This window comes from Eubacterium sp. An3, from assembly GCF_002159465.1.
Taxonomy (GTDB): domain Bacteria; phylum Bacillota; class Clostridia; order Lachnospirales; family Lachnospiraceae; genus Anaerobutyricum; species Anaerobutyricum stercoris.
The window spans coordinates 82,395-103,434 of record NZ_NFIR01000005.1; the positions used below are offsets into that span (position 1 = coordinate 82,395).

Annotated in this window: 19 protein-coding genes; 2 read left to right on the forward strand and 17 right to left on the reverse strand. The window is 47.2% G+C overall.

Annotated elements, in window-relative coordinates; all coding sequences use genetic code 11:
* The first annotated feature begins 201 nt into the window (after nucleotides 1-201).
* The gene (locus tag B5F87_RS07030; RefSeq protein ID WP_087278867.1) at nucleotides 202-1,077 is read left to right on the forward strand and encodes a LysR family transcriptional regulator; all 876 of its coding nucleotides are present in this window, start codon (nucleotides 202-204) and stop codon (nucleotides 1,075-1,077) included.
* A gap of 1 nt (nucleotide 1,078) precedes the next feature.
* On the opposite strand, the gene hemW is transcribed toward B5F87_RS07030, so the two are convergent.
* Nucleotides 1,079-2,224 carry a radical SAM family heme chaperone HemW gene (gene hemW, locus B5F87_RS07035; RefSeq protein ID WP_242964299.1) on the reverse strand — a complete coding sequence of 382 codons (1,146 nt, stop codon included), beginning with the start codon at nucleotides 2,222-2,224 and terminating at the stop codon, nucleotides 1,079-1,081.
* Nucleotides 2,225-2,541: 317 nt separating this feature from the next.
* Here hemW and B5F87_RS07040 point away from each other — a divergent pair, with 317 nt between their 5' ends.
* Nucleotides 2,542-6,141: an AMP-binding protein gene (locus tag B5F87_RS07040; protein WP_158096987.1), complete on the forward strand. Its 3,600-nt coding sequence runs from the start codon at nucleotides 2,542-2,544 to the stop codon at nucleotides 6,139-6,141.
* 121 nt (nucleotides 6,142-6,262) lie between these two features.
* Here B5F87_RS07040 and B5F87_RS07045 read toward each other — a convergent pair whose 3' ends face one another.
* The 16 genes from B5F87_RS07045 to B5F87_RS07120 all read right to left on the reverse strand — a co-directional run bounded on the left by B5F87_RS07045 (nucleotide 6,263) and on the right by B5F87_RS07120 (nucleotide 20,983).
* Nucleotides 6,263-6,994: a Crp/Fnr family transcriptional regulator gene (locus tag B5F87_RS07045; RefSeq protein ID WP_087278876.1), complete on the reverse strand. Its 732-nt coding sequence runs from the start codon at nucleotides 6,992-6,994 to the stop codon at nucleotides 6,263-6,265.
* On the reverse strand, nucleotides 6,987-7,202 hold the full coding sequence (locus tag B5F87_RS07050) for a hypothetical protein (protein ID WP_143405228.1): 216 nt from the start codon (nucleotides 7,200-7,202) through the stop codon (nucleotides 6,987-6,989). The genes B5F87_RS07045 and B5F87_RS07050 overlap by 8 nt, the downstream gene beginning before the upstream one ends.
* Nucleotides 7,189-8,445 carry a Zn-dependent hydrolase gene (locus tag B5F87_RS07055; protein WP_087278882.1) on the reverse strand — a complete coding sequence of 419 codons (1,257 nt, stop codon included), beginning with the start codon at nucleotides 8,443-8,445 and terminating at the stop codon, nucleotides 7,189-7,191. Before B5F87_RS07055 ends, B5F87_RS07050 begins: the two co-directional genes overlap by 14 nt.
* Before the next feature lie 44 nt (nucleotides 8,446-8,489).
* Entirely contained in the window at nucleotides 8,490-8,930 is a 441-nt protein-coding gene (locus B5F87_RS07060; protein WP_087278885.1) for a threonine/serine exporter family protein, read from the reverse strand.
* A 96-nt stretch (nucleotides 8,931-9,026) separates the two neighbouring features.
* Complete coding sequence (locus B5F87_RS07065) at nucleotides 9,027-9,788, reverse strand: threonine/serine exporter family protein (protein WP_087278887.1); 762 nt, start codon at nucleotides 9,786-9,788, stop codon at nucleotides 9,027-9,029.
* 9 nt (nucleotides 9,789-9,797) lie between these two features.
* A complete protein-coding gene (gene hydA, locus B5F87_RS07070) occupies nucleotides 9,798-11,180 on the reverse strand; it encodes a dihydropyrimidinase (protein ID WP_087278890.1) in 1,383 nt (460 codons plus the stop codon).
* A gap of 45 nt (nucleotides 11,181-11,225) precedes the next feature.
* Entirely contained in the window at nucleotides 11,226-12,482 is a 1,257-nt protein-coding gene (preA, locus tag B5F87_RS07075) for an NAD-dependent dihydropyrimidine dehydrogenase subunit PreA (RefSeq protein WP_087278893.1), read from the reverse strand.
* A gap of 13 nt (nucleotides 12,483-12,495) precedes the next feature.
* Nucleotides 12,496-13,704, reverse strand: a complete 1,209-nt coding sequence (locus B5F87_RS07080) for an FAD-dependent oxidoreductase (protein ID WP_087279130.1) — start codon at nucleotides 13,702-13,704, stop codon at nucleotides 12,496-12,498.
* 327 nt (nucleotides 13,705-14,031) lie between these two features.
* Nucleotides 14,032-14,895 (reverse strand): MerR family transcriptional regulator, encoded by an 864-nt coding sequence (locus B5F87_RS07085; RefSeq protein WP_087278896.1) that lies wholly within the window; start codon nucleotides 14,893-14,895, stop codon nucleotides 14,032-14,034.
* Between the two features lie 126 nt (nucleotides 14,896-15,021).
* Nucleotides 15,022-16,038 carry an electron transfer flavoprotein subunit alpha/FixB family protein gene (locus B5F87_RS07090; protein ID WP_343215735.1) on the reverse strand — a complete coding sequence of 339 codons (1,017 nt, stop codon included), beginning with the start codon at nucleotides 16,036-16,038 and terminating at the stop codon, nucleotides 15,022-15,024.
* A gap of 37 nt (nucleotides 16,039-16,075) precedes the next feature.
* On the reverse strand, nucleotides 16,076-16,870 hold the full coding sequence (locus B5F87_RS07095) for an electron transfer flavoprotein subunit beta/FixA family protein (protein ID WP_087278902.1): 795 nt from the start codon (nucleotides 16,868-16,870) through the stop codon (nucleotides 16,076-16,078).
* A 40-nt stretch (nucleotides 16,871-16,910) separates the two neighbouring features.
* The gene (acrC, locus tag B5F87_RS07100; RefSeq protein ID WP_087278905.1) at nucleotides 16,911-18,053 is read right to left on the reverse strand and encodes an acryloyl-CoA reductase; all 1,143 of its coding nucleotides are present in this window, start codon (nucleotides 18,051-18,053) and stop codon (nucleotides 16,911-16,913) included.
* Between the two features lie 16 nt (nucleotides 18,054-18,069).
* The gene (locus tag B5F87_RS07105) at nucleotides 18,070-19,248 is read right to left on the reverse strand and encodes a CoA transferase (RefSeq protein WP_087278908.1); all 1,179 of its coding nucleotides are present in this window, start codon (nucleotides 19,246-19,248) and stop codon (nucleotides 18,070-18,072) included.
* Nucleotide 19,249: 1 nt separating this feature from the next.
* On the reverse strand, nucleotides 19,250-19,654 hold the full coding sequence (locus B5F87_RS07110; RefSeq protein ID WP_087279133.1) for a hotdog fold domain-containing protein: 405 nt from the start codon (nucleotides 19,652-19,654) through the stop codon (nucleotides 19,250-19,252).
* 58 nt (nucleotides 19,655-19,712) lie between these two features.
* The gene (locus B5F87_RS07115) at nucleotides 19,713-20,168 is read right to left on the reverse strand and encodes a beta-alanyl-CoA:ammonia lyase (RefSeq protein WP_242964300.1); all 456 of its coding nucleotides are present in this window, start codon (nucleotides 20,166-20,168) and stop codon (nucleotides 19,713-19,715) included.
* 329 nt (nucleotides 20,169-20,497) lie between these two features.
* Nucleotides 20,498-20,983: a DUF1097 domain-containing protein gene (locus tag B5F87_RS07120; protein WP_242964301.1), complete on the reverse strand. Its 486-nt coding sequence runs from the start codon at nucleotides 20,981-20,983 to the stop codon at nucleotides 20,498-20,500.
* Between the last annotated feature and the right edge of the window lie 57 nt (nucleotides 20,984-21,040).

Genomic DNA, 21,040 nt, shown 5'->3' on the forward strand with positions numbered 1-21,040 from the left:
CCGAACAGTTCATTAACTTACAATCTGTTCACAGAGGGATTCTAACTCGTTTTTTAAGAAATGTGAAATTCAAAAATTTTATCTTCTATAAAAATTTTTTATAGATATCAATTTTGTTTTTGATATTAAGAAATATGTAGATTATAATAAGACATGACCGCAACATCCTGAACATTTGCAAATAACAGACGAGGTTAAAAAATGAATACGATTCAACTAGAATGTTTTGTCACTGTAGCCGAATATCTTAACTTTTCCAAAGCATCCACGGTGCTGAAGATGTCCCAGCCCGCAGTCAGCCATCAGATTCAATCGCTTGAAAAAGAGCTGGACGTAAAACTGTTTAACCGCACCAGCAAAAATGTCACTATCACTCCAGAGGGCGTTCTTTTTCTTGCCGACGCGCAGCTTATTTTAAAAACTGCAATGTCTGCCAGAGAACGCCTAGGCAATCAGGAACACTTCCTGCCGCTGGAACTGGGCTGCCATAATCAGATTGAGCTTCGGATGCTGCCGCCGGTACTGAAAGTTCTCTCAGAAGAATTTCCACTGCTCCGGCCCAATATCCGCCTGGTTCCTTTTCCATCCCTTGTAAATCTGATTGAAAATAACCAGATTCATGCCGCTCTGGGGCTGAAAGAAACACAGAAGCGCTCCTCTCTCTTCTACAGGGAATTATGTCTGGCGCCTTGCTCCTGCGTCTGTGTTCCCGGCCATCCGCTGTCCCGTTATGAAACGCTCACCACCAGAGAACTTGAGGGAAACTTCATCGCCTGTACGCCCCGGCCGGTACCCGATTCCTTTTTTGCCGTCCAGAATGAGCTTCTGGTAAATCTTCCGCCTAAAAACCGCTTCCTCACCGACAACGTAGACAGCGCCTTTGCTCTTGTCAAAGCGGAAATCGGCTATACAGTTTATCCGGATATCCCTGCAGCCCGGGATCATGAACTGTGCTATATCCCGGTCACTGATCTCCCAAAGGTATCTTTCGGCATTTATTGCCGGTATGAACATGATATACCAGTGCTGAAAAGATTTCTTGAGCTCATGGACAGATCTCTTAGTCTGCAGTTATAAGTTATAATAGAAATTCTTCAAAAATCCGGTTGCTCACATCAATCCCGGCATCCGTGAGCCGAAGAGTGTCTCCTTCCATGACCAAAAGCTCCATGTCCGCATACCTGCGGATTACTCCGCCATATATTTTTTCCATGGAAACTCCAAACTCTCCGGCAAAACGGGATAAGGATACGCCTGACATTTTTCTCAGACCGAATATCATATAATCCTCTATCCGGTCTTTTATTTCTGTCACATAATAATCCTGACGCTCCTGAAACGGAATAAAGGGATGCTCCAGATATTTTTTCATAGAAATTTCGTTGGAAAAACGGGCGTTATCATAATAAGAAGAAGCCCCCAGTCCCAGACCAAGATACGGCACGCCGTCCCAATAGCCGATATTATGGCGACAGGCAAAGCCCTCTTTTGCATAATTGGATATCTCATACCGTTCATAGCCTCTCTCATGAAGAAGTTCTTTTGTTCTCTCATACATTTCCCTGTCCACTGCCTCATCGGGAAGGCGCCTGCGGATATCCTCCGAATCGAAAAACGGCGTTCCCTCCTCCAGAATCAGGCTGTAAGAGGAAATGTGCTCCGGCCGGAGTTCTGTCACCTGCTCAAGTGTTTTCAGATAGCCGGATAAAGTCTGTCCCGGCAGGCTGCTCATCAGATCGATATTGATGTTCTGAAATCCCGTCTTCCTTGCCTCCCGGTAATTATCCAGAAACTGTTCCCAGGTATGGATCCGTCCAAGCACCTTTAGCAGCGCGTCGTCAGAACTCTGCAATCCGATACTCAGACGATTGACGCCCGCTTCCATACAGGCAGCAAGTTTCTCCCGGGTTAGTGTACCTGGATTGGCCTCCATGGATATCTCCGCGTCCGGGCTGATAGAAAAATTCTGTCGCAGACAGAAAAACAGACGGCGTATCTGCTCCGGCGCAAGCACCGACGGCGTACCGCCGCCCACAAAGATCGTGGATATCCTTCCGGTATTCCTGTCTTCCTGTTTTTCGTATATGATTTCTGCCGTCCGACAAATTTCCTCATCCAGCGCCCGGCAGTAACTTTCGATACTTTCCGATCCTGCCGGAAAGGACAGAAAGTCACAGTAATTACATTTTCTTACACAAAAAGGGATATGAATATAAAGTTCCAATGCCAGATTCCTCCTACTTTTTTCTTTACTATATCATCTTCTGTACCGGACTTCCACTATCCTTTATTTTGTCTGTACCTCCTTTTTTCTTTCTGTTTACAAACACGTCTGCACCCCTGATTTTTTTCAAAAATAAGGCAAAAAAATTTGATGGACAAATTGCAATTTTTGTCCGTATTTGCTATAGTAAATGCGTAACAGTAAGAAATAGCCGGGAAAAACCTGATTCTATAATACTAACCACAGACTTATTATCCTGACATATAGGAATCCGGCTCTGCCCGACGCAATATTCATTATTTTGAATGAGGGAGATTATGATTACTTACGAAAACACAAAAACGATTTATGATCTGGTAGAACATGCCGGCAGAGATTATGACAACAGAGTTTTCCTCCGTTATGAGGAAAATGATATGGTCTTTGATATCAGCTACCGGCAATTTATGGGAGAGTGCCACGCCATTGCTGCATGGACCAAAGAACAGGACGCCTCCATCGGCCACAGAATTCAGGTGGGCCTGCTCGGAAGCAGCAGCCATCACTATCTGGCCGTCATGCTGGGCGTTATGTCCAACGGCAACGCTGTCGTTCCTCTGGATATCCAGATGAATGTGGAAACGCTGGCCGACTGCTTAAACCGGTCGGATGTGGACATTCTTTTTTATGACTGGGAACATCAGCCGCTGGTAGAAGGCGTAAAAAATCTCTGCCCTGGAATCAAATCTTACATATCACTGCAGCACGGAAAACACGTGCCATGCTCTGACAATATCTTAAAAGAATTTGCGGGACGCACCGCCACTCCGAACGTATCGGAAAATAACTGCGCCATGATTCTCTTTACTTCCGGAACTACCGGAAAAGGCAAAGGCGTCATGCTTTCCAACCGCAATCTCATCGACAATACATTTTGTACCACCGACACCGCACTCACGGAAAATGAAGTTTATCTGAACATTCTGCCAATCCATCATGTATTCTGTGTACACAGCGATGTATTGGTAACAATGCGCGACGGCAGTCTCCTGTGCTTAAACCGCGACATGAGCAAACTGGTAGATCATCTTAAATTATTTGAACCGACGGCTTTCAGTGTTGTGCCGATGGTAGCAAAAGCTCTTTATAACCGTTACTGTCTTCTGAAAAAACAGCAGCCTGAGAAAAGTGATGAAGAAATAAAGGCGGAAGTCTACGGAAGACGGCTGCGGAAGGTAAGCTGCGGAGGCGGCTATCTGACGCCGGAGCTGGCAGAGAACTATCGTGATCTGGGCATGTCCATCGCACAGGGTTACGGTATGTCCGAATGTTCTCCTGTTATCTCTGCTGCCGACTGGGACCGCCCGGACAAGGTTTCTTCCGTGGGAAAAATCGTCAACCGCTGCCAGGTGCGCATCGTGGACGGAGAAATTCAGGTACAAAGCCCTTCTGTCATGATGGGATATTATAAGGATCCTGAAAATACCGCGGAAGCCATCACCGATGACGGCTGGCTGTGTACCGGAGATCTTGGTTATGTGGATGATGAGGGATTTCTGTATCTGACCGGTCGAAAGAAAAACCTGATTATATTAAGTAACGGTGAAAATGTAGCTCCGGAACAGATTGAAAATATGTTTACCGATGAAGCTATCGTGGAAGACATCCTCGTATTTGAAGAAAATGACACTATCACTGCTGAGATTTATCCAAACTTCAAATACGCAGAAGCCAGTGACATCACCGATATCGAGGGCGCTGTAGGTGAAAGCATTGCCAAAATCAATCAGCAGCTTCCTACCTTCAAAAGAATCTTAAATCACCGCGTGCGCCGCGATCCGTTTGAAAAGACAACATCCAAAAAAATTAAACGTTCCAATTATTTCAGCCAGAAGAAGCTGGAAGCCGAACAGCGCGCAAAAATCGTTATGCCGCAGAACGATCTGCAGCAGCAGATATATGACAGTGTGGCTGCTGTTCTGGGACATCAGAATTTCGGCATTACCACCGACTTCTACCGTGCCGGCATGGATTCCATGGGCAGCGTCATGCTTCTCACAGATCTGGCCGACAACATGAACTTCTCCATCACCCTGGACGATTTAATGGCTCACGCCACCGTAGAAAAACTGGAAACCTACTATAAGGAAACACAAAATGCAGAAAAAGTAGACTATTCCGTGCGCCCGGTTTATCCGCTGACCAATTTGCAGATTTATTTTGCTTATGTAATGCGCGGCAATACCACTGCCAATCTGCCTTCTTTAATCCGTCTTGACAATAGCGTGGACCTCATCCGTCTGCAGAAAGCGGTGGAAGATCTGTTTGATGTACACCCTGGTCTGAAGGCTGTGATCCAGATGGATGAAGGTGTATTTAAGAGTTTCCGTCATGACGATGCGAAAATCAATATCCCGATCATCCGTCAGAGCGATGAAGAATTTGCAGAAACCAGAAAGAATCTGTTAGTACCATTTATGTATGGAAAAAATGAACCGCTTTATCATGCAGGTATTTATCAGACTGACAGTGCCAATTTCCTTTTCCTGGATATCGCTCATATCGTCGGCGACGGCATTACTCTCCAGATTCTTTTTGAAGACTTGAACAGCCTTTACCTGGGCAATCCGGTGAAAAAAGAAAGTTACACCATGTTTGAATATGCTCTGGACGAAAAAGCCCGGGATCAAAAAGGAAAACGGGATCAGGATGTGGCATACTATCTGAACCTGATGAAAGACTTTAAAGTATCTAACAGCATCCTTACCCGCAGAGATTTCCACGATCTGGACAAAGGCGTCAACGCTTCTCTGAAAGGTCGTTTTACCATCAGTCCAAATCAGCTGAACGCTTTCTGCCGGAAAAATAAAATATCTGAAAATGTTATGTTCCTGACAGCTTATAACTACTGTATCAGCATTTTCGCCAACGAAAAAGATGTGGTCAGCACCAGCATACACAGCGGGCGAACCGACAGCCGCTGGACCAGACTGGCCGGCTGCCTGTTTACCACTTATCTTTTCCGCTACACCAACGTGCCTCATGAGACTGTACCGCAGCTTCTGCGCAGACACGCCCGTGAAATCATGGAGACCATGCGCTGCCATACTTCCACTCTGCACGCGGATGAAATGTTCATTCAATACCAGGGTGATATTCTGAATCTTGATGACATCGGCGGTGCACCGGCAGAAAGAGAACCAATCCAGCTTGATTCTCTGCCGTTCCATCTGCAGATCATGTCCAACAAAAAAGGATTCTACTACTATGAACTCCGGTACTGGGAGAATCGTTTTGACAGACAGCAGCTTGAGATCTTTATGGAATGTATGGACATCATTGTCAACGCTATGCTCACAGAACCTTCTGTGCGCCGCCTGAAAAAGCATCTGCCGGAACGTCTTTTCCCGAAACATTATTTTGTGAAAGCCGGAGATGTCAATGAAGCCGCCGGCTCCACGCTGATTCACGATGTCACACCGGACACTCTGGTAAAAGCCTACGTCTTTGACGAGACCTGCCGCAAACAGCCATACGGCGCATGGGGATCCCTCTATATCATGGATCATCCGACAAAAGGATGGAGCGACCGGATCACCAATCCATACAGCGGTGGAATGCTTTATCAGACAGGGCTTCATGCCAGAATCCTTCCGGATGGCTCTCTGGATATCATGGAACGCTGCGGACGAACCATCATGGTGGAAAATCTTACTGGCCGTGATTACCTTGACCTTGAGAAGCTGGAAGATACATTGACCGGTTACGATGGAATCTCCTCTGCTTCCGCCTACACATGCTGGGGACCGGAGCACCGTCTGATCCTCTGCGCGGATATCACCGGTGCCGCTGAACCTGACATGGAGAAGCTTAGGGCTTATCTTGAAGAAAAACTGGAAGCCTGCCTTGTACCGAAAGAAATTCATTATATGGCATAGACAGATTTCCATATGCAAAAATACCTTATCATAAAACGCTGGCGCGAAGAATAGTTTTTCTCTTCGGACGCAAAAAGGGGCTGCACCAACAGTCCCTTTTTCTTTCTATGTTCAATCCTTATTAAATTGCCTCCTTAAACACCTCGCCGGCTCTTTCTTTCAACAGCAGATATTGTTTCCGGTTAATCTCTATCACATTTCCTCTCCTGGAAATGTATCCGTCACCGGTGAACTTTTTTATACAGCGATTTACCGAGCGAACGCAGATGCCTGTGTAATCGGAAAGTTCCTGACGGACCAGACGGATGCGGAGAATACCGTTTTCCGCATAGTTTTCATACCAGTCAGAGAAAAGACATGCCAGGCGGCTGGATCCCTGCAGAAAAAGAAAATCTCTGCTGCTGCAGGCCTGCTCAAAAAGATACTCTCCCATCAGTTTGGACTCTCTTTTCAAAGCGGCAATATCTGTCTGCAGCCAGTGTTCAAATATCTTCCTGGGAATCTTAACCACAGTACACGGCGTAATCGTCTCCAGTGTATGGCTGTGTTCCTGCACCTCCATGAGAATCTCCATCCCTCCGTAGGCGTACACCTTGGTAAAGGGCCGGTGGCTGTAGGACATGCCCTGAAGACTGCAATTTGTTACCTTCACCATTCCCTCTCCGATCAGACATACGGTGCGGACGTCGTCTCCCTCATAAAAAATGATACTTTCTTTTTCTGTCTCCTCGATCCGCATGGATTCCAGCAGCCACTGCGGCGCCGTTTCAAAATATTCCTCAAATTGCTTTCTGCGTTCTTTATCGAGCCTGCTCAGAAAAGGCAGAGCTGTTGTCAAGCATTTTTTATCCATCCGTTTTCTCCAATAGTCCTGTTTTTAAGATAATACATACACAGCAGATACATGTCACTATCTCCGCACACGGAAAGGCAAGCCACACGCCGGTCATACCCCAGAATCTTGTCAACAGCCACATGAACAGATAACCTGCCGCCATGACGCGAAGCGCCGGAACTCCGAAGGAGAGCATTTCCTCCGATGCCATATTATTTTGCGTCACACTTCAGCACTGCATTCAACAGCACAGAAGCTCCCTGTGTACACTGTTTTACAGAGGTGAACTCCGGCTCACAGTGGGAATGTCCGTCTTTGGACGGAACAAAAATCATAGTGGTAGGAATCATATAAGCGCAGAACTGTGCATCGTGTCCGGCTCCGGAATTAATTCTCTGATTGGTGTATCCAAGCTCTTTTACGGCTTCTTCCACACATCCTACCAGCTTTTTGTCAAAGTAAACAGTGTCACGAGTCCACGCCGGCTCATACTCCACCCTGCAGCCTGCCACTTCTTTTGGTATATTTTCAATGACTTTCACCACCTGCTCGATGACCTTCGGGTCTTCATGTCTTGCATCCAGTGAAAAATCCACATAATCCGGAATTACTGTATGTACGTTCGGGTGCAGCACAATCTCTCCCGTGGTATAAACCAGATCCGGATCCAGTTTATCAAGCTCATCATGAAGATACTGCAAAACCTTTGCAGCTGCATAAAATGCGTCATGACGGTATTTCATCGGAGTTGTACCCGCATGGTCTGCCTGTCCGTAAGTCTTAATGCGGTAGCAGAGCATACCGAGCACACAGGTTACTACACCGATATCGTTGCCTGCCGCTTCCAGAATTGGACCCTGTTCGATGTGAAGCTCGAACATTGCTTTATAATCTTTCGGATTCAGGCGATTTTCCTTTGGTCCCTTGTAGCCGGATGCCTCCAGCGCATCGCCGAAGGTCTGGCTGGCATCCAGAATAGATTTGGACTGCAGCATATCTTCATGTTTGAACTTATATCGGATATTCTCCGGCAGATAGTCGTAACAGAGAACGCCGGAAGCCATCATGGACGGCGGATACAGAGAACCTTCCTCGTTGGTCCAGATCATTGCGGTCAGATTATGTCTGTGAGGAATCTTCTCCGCTGCTACGGTCTCAAGCACTTCCATAGCTCCCATAACTCCGAGGATACCGTCATAATTTCCTCCGTTCTTTACAGAGTCACAGTGGGATGCCATGACGATTCCCGGCAGCTCCGGCTCGGAACCTTTGAGAGTAGCATACATACACGCCATATCGTCCGTCTTGATCTCCGCTCCGATGGCCTTCATTCTTCTCTCAAACTCAGCTCTGGCCTGCTTTGCCTCCGGAGACAGAGAGTATCTTGTAATTCCTCCGTGACCGGCGTCGCCAAACTGACTGAATGTTTTAATTTTATCTTCCATACGTTTTTCACTGCATATATACATCTTCCATTCCTCCTGTCTTTAATATTGACTCCATTTCCTGTATATTAATTCTTGATTTTTTTTCCATGCTGTTTCAAAAGTTTCCACATATCCATGGCCAGGAGCAGGCCGGCTGCGATTGCCACTGATGTGACCAGTGCTTCCACAGCCGCTGCCCGTCCTTTCTCTGTCTCACCCTGAAAGAAATAGTACATGGTGTGATACAGGGCGGCTCCCGGAATCAGCGGAATAATTCCCACGGCGATATACGCTGTCCGGGGCATTTTGGTATAGATCGCCATAATTTCCATATAAAAACCCAGAGCAATTCCGGCAATCACAAACTGCACCCCGTAGGACGAAATCAGCAGGCCCGCCGCCAGATAAACCGTCCATGCAAGGCCGCCGCCAATGGCCGTATACAGCACCTGTTTTCCTCGCAAATGAAAGCACAGCGCAAATCCCACTGACCCGAAAAAGCCGCTGACAATCTGTATCCAATCCATCCTCTTTCTCCTTTTTCTTTATATTATCTTCACTCCGGAAGTTCTGCTGTCCGCTTTTTTGTCTTCCCCACTCCCGAAGTCTGTTGTCCACTTTATTCAGAGCAGCACATTGGCCAGCACAAATCCCGTGGCGATCACCAGGCTTATAATGACCGCCTCCGCCAGCCGTGTCAGTCCCGACAGCATATTATTGGAAAAAATCTCCTGGACAGCACAGGTAAATATGACTCCCGGAATAAAAATCATAATATTTCCTATGCTTACCAGCTCTGAAGATACCCCTCTCCAGATACCTGCCATGACGATGGACAAAAGCCCTGCCACAACAGAGCATAAAAAAACCTGTACGAAACGGTTCATCGCTGACCGGGACAGTACATTCTCCACCGGAGCAATCAGCCCTCCGATGAGGGCGGACACTGCCATGTCTTTCAGACTGCCCCCGAAAAAGAGCGTGAAGGAAAGAGAAATCAGGGCAAAAATGAACATTTTCCCGGACAGGGAATACGATTTTCTGTTTTCAATCTCCCGAAGCCTCTGAGATGCCTGCTCCGGATTCATCTGTGTCTCACATATTTCCCTGGACAGAGCATTCAGTTCGGTCAGCTTATACATATTTCTGTCAAAGGTATTTATCCTCCGGATTTCTGTCAATTCTGTCAGATTCTCCCCCGATATGGTCACAACGATCACATAGGTGATGGCAAAACATTCCACGGTCTCCGCCCCAAAGGCACGGCACATGCGAACGATGCTGTCTTCCACCCGGCTGATCTCCGCCCCCGAGGAGAGCATCTGCGCCCCGATATTGAGGGCTGTCTGCAACGCTTTCCTACTTTCTCTTACTTCCGCTTCCACGTTATCTCCTTATTTTTTTCTCGGACTCCGTTTTACATATTGACCCATACCCGGTTTTCCGACAAAGTCTCCGTTATCGTAAACCAGCTGTCCGCGAAGATAGGTCTGCACCGGATAACCGTGGAGTTTCTTTCCTTCCCAGATAGTATGATCATAGTCGGAATGCATATTGTTTACGCTGATGGTGAAATCTTTATCTCTGTCATATATCACGATGTCCGCATCTTTTCCCACCACCAGGGAACCTTTGTTATCACATCCGAAAATATTTGCCGGATTGGTGGAACAAAGGGCAACTGCCTGCTGGAAAGTAATCTTTCCTGCGTTGGCGGCGTCCAGCATATACGGGTACAGATTCTCCACTCCTGCGCAGCCGTTAGGAATTTTTGTAAAATCATCCTTTCCCCAGTCCTTTTCATAACTCTGGAACGGACAGTGATCTGTGGCCACCGTATCAATAAGCCCTGCTTTCAACGCCTGCCAGAGAGCGTCCTGACTCTCCTGTCCTTTCATCGGCGGGGAGCAGACGAAGTTTCTTCCGTCTTCTCTCTTATAGACATCACAGGTAAATTCCAGATACTGCGGACAGGTTTCCACGTAGACATCCGCTCCATCCCGTTTCGCATCAATGCAGGCTTCCAGTCCTTCTTTGTCCGCCATGTGTACCACATACAGAGGCGCTTTCAGATGTTTTGCCCAGTGAACCGCACGTTTGTCCGCTTCCGCTTCCACAAACTCCGGGCGGCTCAAATAATGATACCATGCGCTGGTCTTACCTTCTTTTAAGAACTGTTCTGTATACATATCGATCAAATCCGGATTTTCCGCATGGATATTGATCATGGCTCCCAGCTCTTTGGCACGGAGCATCAGACGGGCCAGAGTGGCGTCGTCGACCATCATGCCCTCTTTTTTGTATACCAGAAAGCATTTAAAACTGGTAATACCCTCCTCCACTGCTTTCTCCATCTCGTCAAGTATTTCTCCGCCGTTTAAGTTGGTGATACAGCAGTGCATGGCATAATCCACACAGGCATCGGTCTCAAGGATCGCTCTTTTGGAGTTTACAAGACCAAGAATGGTCTCTCCCTCATGCTGCACCGGATAATCAAAAATGGTGGTGACGCCGCCGCAGGCCGCCGCCCTGGTTCCGGAAAGATAGCTGTCTGCGGAGACCGTCCCTCCAAACGGCATCTGCAGATGGGTATGTACATCAATAGCTCCCGGCAGCACCAGCTTACCGGATGCATCACAGACTTTTTCCGCCAGCTCCGGAGCGATATCCGCCTCCATGGTCACGATCTTTCCGTCTTTCACGGCGATATCACAGTCATACATATCCGTGGTAGTCACCACTGTTCCATTTTTGATGATCAGATCATACTGTTTCATAGCAAAACCTCCTTTACTGCTTTCTCCCTGTTCCGTGTCCTGTGCTTATTCGTATTTTGTTTTCAGTATTACATCATGTTTCTCTCTGCCCTCTTTAAAAATCAGCTCGCCCGGCGTGATACAGTTCATGACAGGACAGACATTTAAGCATAAATGGCAGCCCACACATTTTTCTTCCAAAAGTTTCGGTTTTCTTGTCTCCGTATCAAACTCAATAGCCTGATGACCGCCGTCAAAACAGGAAACGTAGCATCTTCCGCATCCCACGCAGGATTCTTCATTGAATTGTGGAAGAATCTTGAAAGAACGATCCAGCTCGTCGGCGCCAATGATACTTGGCAGCGCTTTTCCCACCAGATCCTGCACCCGGTCGATGCCGTTTCTTTCCATATAATGGGAGAGACCGCTGATCATATCTTCCACGATACGATAGCCGTACTGCATAATCGCTGTAGTACACTGTACATTTTCACATCCCAGCAGGATAAACTCCAGGGCGTCTTTCCAGGTCTCCACTCCTCCCATGCCGGATAACGGGATGTTGATAAGCTTAGGATCATGCTTCAGGTCAGACACAAACCGGAGAGCAATCGGCTTCACTGCCGCTCCGGAATATCCGGATACAGAAGACTTTCCATTGACTACCGGCATGCCCACATTTAAGTCCACATCCACATTGGTGATGGATTTTACGGTATTAATAGCCGCCAGCCCCCTTGCTCCACCTTCCACAGCCGCGATGGCCGGAATCTCCATGTTGGTGATATTCGGCGTCATTTTCGCGATAACCGGGAGATGGGTGTTTGCCGTCACTATCTCACAGTAATGTTTTACAAGCTCCGGTCTTGTTCCCACGTCGGAACCCATGGTTGAGGAGGTCATCTGCGGGCAGGAAAAGTTACATTCGATCAGATCAATTCCTGTCTCCGTCACTGCCTTTGCCAGATATGCCCACTCTTCATCATTACTTCCCATAATACTTGCCACAATGACTTTATCCGGATAGTCCTCTTTCAGACGTCTCATATAATCAAGATTGACTTCAATCGGTTTATCGGAGGTCTGCTCCATATTTTTAAAACCCATCCACGGAGTATCCTCTTTTGTAACGATATCAAAACGTGGAGAACATTCATCCGGAATATACACACTGATGGATTTATAATATATACCGCCCCATCCGGCTTCCAGAGCCTTCGCGCACATTTCATAGTTGCTTCCCACCGGCGAGGAAGAGAGAAAAAATGGATTCTCGCATTTTACTCCCAAAAAGTCTATTGATAAATCTTTCTTTAATGCCATAATTTCGTTCCCCCTATTTTAAATATTCCGCAATTTCTTCAGCGGCTTTCTTTCCGTCCGCCACTGCTTCCACTACCGTGCGTCCCTTTCCGTACAGCATATCTCCGCCCATGAACAGTCCCTGTTCCTGTCTCAGTCCTGCAAATGCATCGGTCTGCTCCTGTCCGATGGCAAAGACAATCTGGTCTGCCTTTAATATCAGGGAGGAATATCCGTCTCTTCCAGCCGCTTTCAGCCCGGTCACTGTTCCATTTTCTCCCAGGATCTCTTCCGGAGCAAACTGTGTGAAGATTGGAATACCCATCTTCTGTACTGACTGCACCTCTTCCATATTGGCTGGTGCCTCCTCGATGGTACGACGATAAACGATCACTGCATTGGCTCCCATCTGTTTGGCCGTGGACACACAGTCCATAGCCACATCACCGCCGCCGATGACGATCACATTTTCTCCCACCTTGAAATCTTTATCACCGCTCCTGGCCGCTTTCAGATAATCGAGAGCATTTTCGACACCGGCAAGCTCTGTTCCCGGAACATCCACTTCTTTGGCTTTCCACAGTCCCACTCCCACATAAACGGCGTCATACTCTTTCTTCAGCGTCTCCAGTTCTTCTCTTTCCACTTTATGGCCGCATACGATCTTGACGCCGGCCTGTTTTATTGTCTCGATATCAAAATCCACCACTTCCTGCGGCAGCCGGGAAGGAAGAATTCCATAGGTGAGCATTCCGCCTGCCTTTTCATTGGCTTCATACACAGTAACTTCATATCCTTGCAGCGCCAATTCTCTGGCACAGGATAAGGAAGACGGACCTGCGCCGATACATGCGACTTTCTTTCCATTTGGTTCGCCCGGTTTCATAAAGTTCATCTTCTCTTCTTTTTCCTGCTCCACCAGAAAGCTCTGCAGTTTACCAATCTGAATCGGCTTGTCGATGCCGCTTCTGCTGCAGGCCTTTTCACACAGATAATCATATGGACAGACGTCGGCGCAGCATCCTGCCAGAGGATTATTTTCCCGAATAGTTTCCGCCGCTCCCCAAACATTTTTGAAGCGAAGAGAACGAATGAACTTTGCCGGATCTGTTCCCGCCGGACAGCCCTCACTGCAAGGTGCGTCATGGCAGAGAAGACAGCGGGATGCTTCCTCCATCGCTCTTCTTAAATCATACCCTTTCTCTGATCTCCGGGCATACGGTGTCATGATTGTTTTACTCATAATGTAAAAACCGCCTTTCTCCTTTTTCCTTCTGCTTCCACTTTTCCGCTTCCACATTATCAAATTTTTAACAAGCAACTTTTGATAATCTTATTCTAATTCATACAGTTTTGGGTAAGTAAAGTACTTTTTTTATTTTTTTCGCCATGAGTTTATGCATTTTTTATAAAACTCTCCACCTATGGACGGTTTATACTCAGCAATTCTTACGCTTATTTTTATTAAATAATTAACATATTTTTAATATGATTTTCAAATAAAAAAGAAAGAAAGTCAATTTTATTAAATAGATTCTTTTCTTTTTAATAAAACCGTCTTTCTTTCCTTTTATTTTTTCTTCCCGGTAGTTTTGACCGGAACGATAATTTTTGTAACGTGCTCATTCATGTTGGCGGTATCCAGCGGAGAAATCAGAAATTCTTCCGTAACTTTCCCGCATATTTCATATCCATTTTCATCAATCCAACGTTTCAGAGCAATATATTTCTTGAAAATATCCTCATATTGCCCCCGGTAGATGGTTGTCGCCGCTGTAAATCCTCCAAACTTCCGTATCTCCGCATTATCTGCAGGTGATTCCGCTACCTGTATGGCAAACTCTATATCACAGTCCTTGGAGATAAACTGACCGAACATCTCTGTATAAAAGGTCACATAGATGGGACCCGTTATCTCCAGCCGGCTATTCTCCGCTTTCTCCATTACTGAGATCCACCGCTCCAGATTAACCTCCTCGTTATGATAGGATTTGATGATGGAACGGGATGTCAGCAAATGAATCTCTGGAATATTCTCAATGAGATACTCCTCCGGTCCATCCGGGGCAGCCGCATATTGTTTTCCTTCCGCAAACCGGGACAGCATACAGAGATTTTCTCTGCGTTTTTTCTGCAGGCAGGCAATCTCTTCGTCAATCTCCCGGATCCTCCCATGAATGCTGTCCATATAACTGTCCATGCTGTCCTTCTTAATGATCTCCTTAATGTCTTTCAGATTAAATCCCAGAGAACGAAGCTGGCGTATGATCACCGCGGTAATCAGCTGATCCTTACTGTAATACCGGTAATTGCTGGTTTCCTTTCGGATTTTGGGTACCAGCAGCTCTATTTCATCGTAATAACGCAGAGTCTTGATGGGAATTTTGCATATATTTGATACCTGTCCAATTGAATAATACTTTTTTTCTTCCATTTAACTCACTCCATTGTCAAATTATTGCTCTATAGAACACTCTGATGTGTAGACAATTTATACTCACGATAAAATGTATTATAGCAAAATATATTGGCAATGACAAGTTACAGGAGATTTTCCTCATTATTTCAGTTCAAATGCTTTTTTCCTTTTGATCTCTTCGATCATGGCCGGAATGACCTTGTGAAGATCACCAACAATTCCATAATCGCACACCTCAAATATCGGCGCTTTCGGATCCTTATTGACAGCAACAATATATTTGGACTCACTCATTCCTGCCAGATGCTGAATTGCCCCGGAGATACCGCAGGCAATATAGAGATCCGGACGCACAGTGGTTCCTGTCTGTCCCACCTGATGACCGGCGTCGATCCATCCTGCTTCCACGCAGGCTCTGGAAGAACCGACTACGCCTCCCACAGCATCCGCCAGTTCCTGTACCAGTGCAAAGCCGTCCGCCGTTTTTAAGCCGCGGCCGCCGGATACCACTATTTTTGCATCCGTAAGATTCACAGTTTTCTTCTCGTCCGGAATGATCGTTTCCAGATGAGTACGGATATCTTCTTCTGTCAATGCGGGATTGATTTTTTCCACCTCACCGGTGATTTCTTCCCGATATGCCGCTTTTTCCATGACGCCCGGACGGACAGTGGACATCTGCGGACGGTTTTTCGGACACACAATGGTGGCCATCAGATTACCGCCGAAAGCCGGACGTGTCATCAACAGCTTGGAATCCGCTTCATCAATCTCCAGTTTTGTACAATCGGCCGTCAGTCCTGTTCCAAGTCTTGCAGCCAGTCTCGGTCCGATATCCCGCCCCAGAGAAGTGGCTCCCACCAGAACGATCTCCGGTTTTCTCTCCCGGATCAGATCTGCAAACACTTTCACATAGCCGTCGGTGGAAAAGTGTTTCAGCAGCGGGCTGTCTGCATAGAGCACACGGTCCGCACCATAGTGAAGCAGTTTTTCTGTCTCCTGTTCCATCTGATATCCGTTTACCACAGCGACAAGAGCTCTGCCGAGGCGATCCGCCAGCTTTCTGCCCTCTCCAAGCAGTTCTATAGTCACAGGGGCGATTTCTCCCTCCCGCTGCTCTGCCAGAACCCAGACGTCTTTATAATCCTGCAGGGAAATATCCTGATTTACCTTTGCTCGCACTCTGCTTCACCTCCTAAAATAATTTCAGCGCTATCAGCTTTTCTGTGAGAACTGCGGCCTTCTCTTTCTCACTGATTCCTTCAATGAGCTCTGTTTTCTTTTCCTTCACAGGCACAAAAGAGCGCAGTACGTTGGTCGGCGATCCTTTCAGCCCGATCTGCGTCGGATCCACTGTGATATCATCAAAAGTCAGCACGTGAATCGGATCTTCTTCTCCATCATAGACGGCAAAAATCCGTGACACTGTCGGAAATCTCGGTTCATTGAGTTCTTTGATGGCTGTGAGCAGACATGGCGTCTGTACCGTCATCACATAATCTGCGTTTTCTGTCAGCCGGGTTACCCGGAGTTTTTCCCCTTCCACAACAATCTCTTTAGCATACGTAATCTGCGGAATTCCCAGAAATTCTGCAATTTCCGGTCCTACCTGAGCTGTATCCCCGTCAATGGCCTGTCTGCCGCACATAATCAGATCATAATTTCCGATTTTTTCGATGGCCGCCGCCAGAATGGTAGCAGTCGCCCAGGTATCGGAACCGCCGAAGGCTCTGTCAGAGAGAAGCCACGCCTCATCGGCTCCCATGGCAAGTCCTTCTTTCAGTGCCGCTTTCGCCTGCGGAGGGCCCATAGAAAGAAGAACCACGTTGCCTCCGGTCTGTTGTTTCAGACAAAGCGCTGCCTCCAGCGCATTCTTATCATCAGGGTTTATGATGCTCTCCACTCCCTCACGAATCAGTGTGCCTGTTTCCTGATTGATCTTTACTTCGTTGGTATCCGGCACCTGCTTGATACATACAATAATATTCATCTTATTTCCTCCCGGTATTTTTGATGGTGCGGCTGCCTTTTTATCTCAGGGCAGCCCTGGCGATGACCACCTTATGTATTTCCGATGTGCCTTCATATATTTCAGTTATCTTCGCATCACGGTACATTCTCTCCAGAGGATAGTCCTTCATATATCCGTATCCTCCGTGAATCTGCAGCGCCAGGTTCGTCACGAAGGTGGCTGTCTCCGACGCATTCAGCTTGGCAATGGCTGCTTCCTTGGTGTACGGCTGTCCGCTGATTTTCAGCCAGGCCGCACGGAAGATCATCCATCTGGCGCACTCGATCTTCACGGTCATGTCAGAAATGTACCACTGCAGTCCCTGCAGCGCCGCGATCGGCTTTCCAAACTGTACCCGTTCTTTCATATATTTCACGCTCTCCTGAAAAGCCCGCTCCGCGATGCCTAAAGCCTGAGCAGCCACGCCGATTCTGGCGCCGTCCAGAGCTGTCATAGCGATTTTAAATCCCTGTCCTTCCTTTCCAATAAGGTTCTCTTTCGGAACCCGGCAGTCCTCAAAAATCAATTCGGCCGTCTCAGAACCGTGGATTCCCATTTTCTCCTCGATCTTTCCCACAGAAAATCCCGGCGTTCCTTTTTCCACCAGAATGCAGGACAATCCTTTCGTTCCTCTGGACGGATCCGTCAGGGCAAAGATCAGAAGATTTTTTGCCTGGCTTCCGCCGGAGATAAAGCATTTTGTTCCGTTTATGACATACTCTCCCGTCTGTTCATCAAGAATCGCCGTGGTCTTTGCATTGCCGGCGTCAGATCCCGCATTGGGCTCTGTCAGGGCAAATGCGCCCAGCGCCCCTCCGTTTGTTGTTTCCGGAAGATACTTCTGTTTCTGTTCTTCTGTTCCAAATTGATTCAGCACTGATGCGAAAATCGTGTGTATGGAAAGAATCGCCGCACAGGACGCGTCTTTTTTGGCGATTTCTGTCACAGCCAGTACTTTGTCAATGTCTGTCCCGCCGCTTCCGCCGTATTTTTCCGGCGTTCCGATTCCGGCGAATCCCACTTGACACATTTTCTCAAAAATATCCCTTGGAAACTCTCCGGTGCGGTCTATCTCTTCTGCCCGCGGCTCCACATACTTTTCCGCGAATTCCGCCGCTGTTTTTTGCAGCATTTTCTGCCCTTCTGTCAAAGTAAAATCCATAACGCACCTCCCGCTGTTATAAAACGCCTTCTTCTTTTAGTTTCTCACAGGCTTCCTCATCCAGATGGAAGACTTCCTGATTATGCTGCCCCAGCAGAGGCGCAGGAGTATCGATGCTCGGCGGCGTTGCACTGAGTTTCACCGGGCAGCCCTGAAAATACATATCCCCGATGGCCGGATGCTCCATATGCACCATCATCTCCCGCGCCTGAATCTGCGGATGCTCGATAGCTTCCTTCATATTAAGCACCGGCCCGCACGGGATGCCTGCCTCGTCAAAAATCTCCTCCAGCTCCGCTTTGGTATATTGCTTCGTCCAGTCCGCAATGATCTGCTGCAGGCCCTTCTCATAATTCTGGCAGCGCAGGTCGTTGGTCAGATACAGCGGATCCTCCACCAGATCCGGCCGTCCGATCACATCACAGAATTTCTGAAACAGCCTGTCATTGCCGACTCCCAGAGCCACATATCCGTCTGACGTCTCATAGATATCAAATGGCGCGATGGACGGATCAATATTGCCCTGACGCTGCGGTATGATTCCCTGCATGGTTGTTTTTACGATGGAATTTTCCAGCAGTGTAAAAATCGTATCCATCATGGACACATCCACCTGCTGCCCTTCGCCGGTCTTCTCCCGGTGATAGAGGGCGAGCAGAAACCCCACGCACAGATAGATACCCGCCACGTGATCAGCGATGGAAGGCCCCACCTTTACCGGCGGCGTATCCTTAAATCCGGTCAGATTTACCATACCTCCCATGGACTGTGCCACCACATCGTAGCACGCCCGGTGAGCAATCGGACCATACTGGCCAAACCCTGAACCGGAAGCATAGATGATCCGAGGGTTGATCTTTTTTAATGTCTCATAGTCCACGCCCAGCTTTTTGGTCACACCCGGACGGTAATTCTCCACCACAGCATCGGCGTCTTTTACCAGTTCATAAAACATTTCCCGGGCTTTTTCATTTTTAAGATTCAGTGTACATCCTTTTTTATTTCTGTTCAGGAAAGCATAAAAACCACTTTCCCCGCTTTTTTCGTCAATCGGTCCCCAAGTTCTGCACTGATCGCCCGCCGGCGGCTCAAATTTGATCACTTCCGCTCCGTGGTCGGCAAGCATTGTGGTACAGAACGGTCCGTTTAACGCACTGGTCAGATCCAGCACTTTAAGCCCTTCCAAAGCCTTCATATTATTCCTCTCCTTCTGCCGCATTTCCCCATCCTTCCGGAATCTCATATTCAAAGATTCCCACAGTGGACAACGGCGGATCCGTCATCATATCGATGGAACTCGGAAACGGCGGATTCTCCGGCAGCTCACAAACCTTAAAAGAGCGAACTTCAATCACTGCTTTTCCCTCTGTCTCCTCGTTGAGTCTTGCCTTAAATTCCATATAGTCACCAGCATGGCACGGCACAAACAGCCGTATTTTCCTTACTTTGCTACACCGTCCCACATTTCCATATAATTTTGCCATGAGTCTCTCTGCCACATCGCCCATATAAGTGATGGAGCGGGCGCCGTTCACCACTCCGCCTCCATAAAATACATCTCTGTCCGACATTCTGTACCGCATTGTCACTTCTCTTGCCATCGTTTCTCTTCCTTTCCGTTGTTTTTTCTTCTTTAACACAGCATCTGCTTTCTCATTTTTAAAGATCCAGTTCTCTCCACGGATCAATAACCGCACTGTCCGGCTGTTCCCCCCTCTGCAGTTCTTTTTTCACAACAAGCACCACTGTACCTTCCGAGATCAGCTTCGGTTCCTCAAAATAATGCATATCGCCTGGTTTCGCATCCTTTTTTCCCATCCGTGACGCCGGTGTCGCCACCTTATATGTGGCGATCCGACAGGTTCTTGAAGTATTTCCTATCTTTACCATCTCCGCCACAAAATCAAGCTGATCGCCGATATAGGCATCCTCATAAAGTTCCACATCCGTATAGCCAAGACAAAGGGATTCGTCTCCATCATTTAAGATCATCAGCTCTGTTTCCACATCCCCGATAAAATCAAACTGGCGCCCAAAAGGAATTCTTCCTTCCGGGTCGTTGGCGTCCGCCGTCGTCATCTTGTAACTTAATACTGCTTTTCTTCTTGTACTCACTGTCATACCTCCTGTAGCTTTTTGTTTTTATTTTTTACGCACACTTGATGTGTTACCAAGGATTCTAATTCATACCGTAAATGCACAGTCAACCGCTTCAAAAAAATTTTTTCCCTAAAATCTGTCTCTTTTTTTCAAAACCCTCCCGTCTCCGATACTTTTTCCAGCAGTATGGCAAAAACAGGCAGGGTGATAAAATGACATCAGGCGTTTTATAATAAAAGAAAAGAGCTGCAAATTCCTGATCTTATATCATGAATTTACAGCTCTTTTCTTTTGCCGCTCTTATGGCATTTTCTTTTGTGTTTACGTTCTTTTACATTTTAGATTCAGTTTTCTGTTTCTTCTTTTGCATTTCCGGATACCACCCGGTACAGCCATGCGCCGCTGGTATCGCAGGTCCATCCCAGGAAAGCTCCTATTATAATAGAAGGAACCAGCAATTTCCAGTCACCGCCTGCTGCAAAAGTCACAAAGCAGCCTAGAAAAGTTCCTGGTGTAAAGTTAAACCATTTAAACTTTGTGATAATACAGATGACAAAGGAAATGATTCCACTCCAGATTCCAAGATTCCCCCAGACAGGAAAGAAATTCCCCAGAGTAATAATGGACATGCCGCAGATCACTCCTGCCAGATTGGGAATAATGGCATTTTTCAATCCTGCCACGCCATGCTTTCCCGTGGCAAAATAGGTCGTACATCCTGCGAAGCCTGCCCAGCCAAGCAGTCCCACTGCCCCGGAAAGCCAGGTCCATATGCCGCAGAAAATTCCTGTTGTAATACTCAGTGCCAGCAAAGAACTTATTTTCTTCATCCTGTCTCCTCCATGATTATTGATGTCTGTATCTTAACATGGAGGAAATATTTCAAC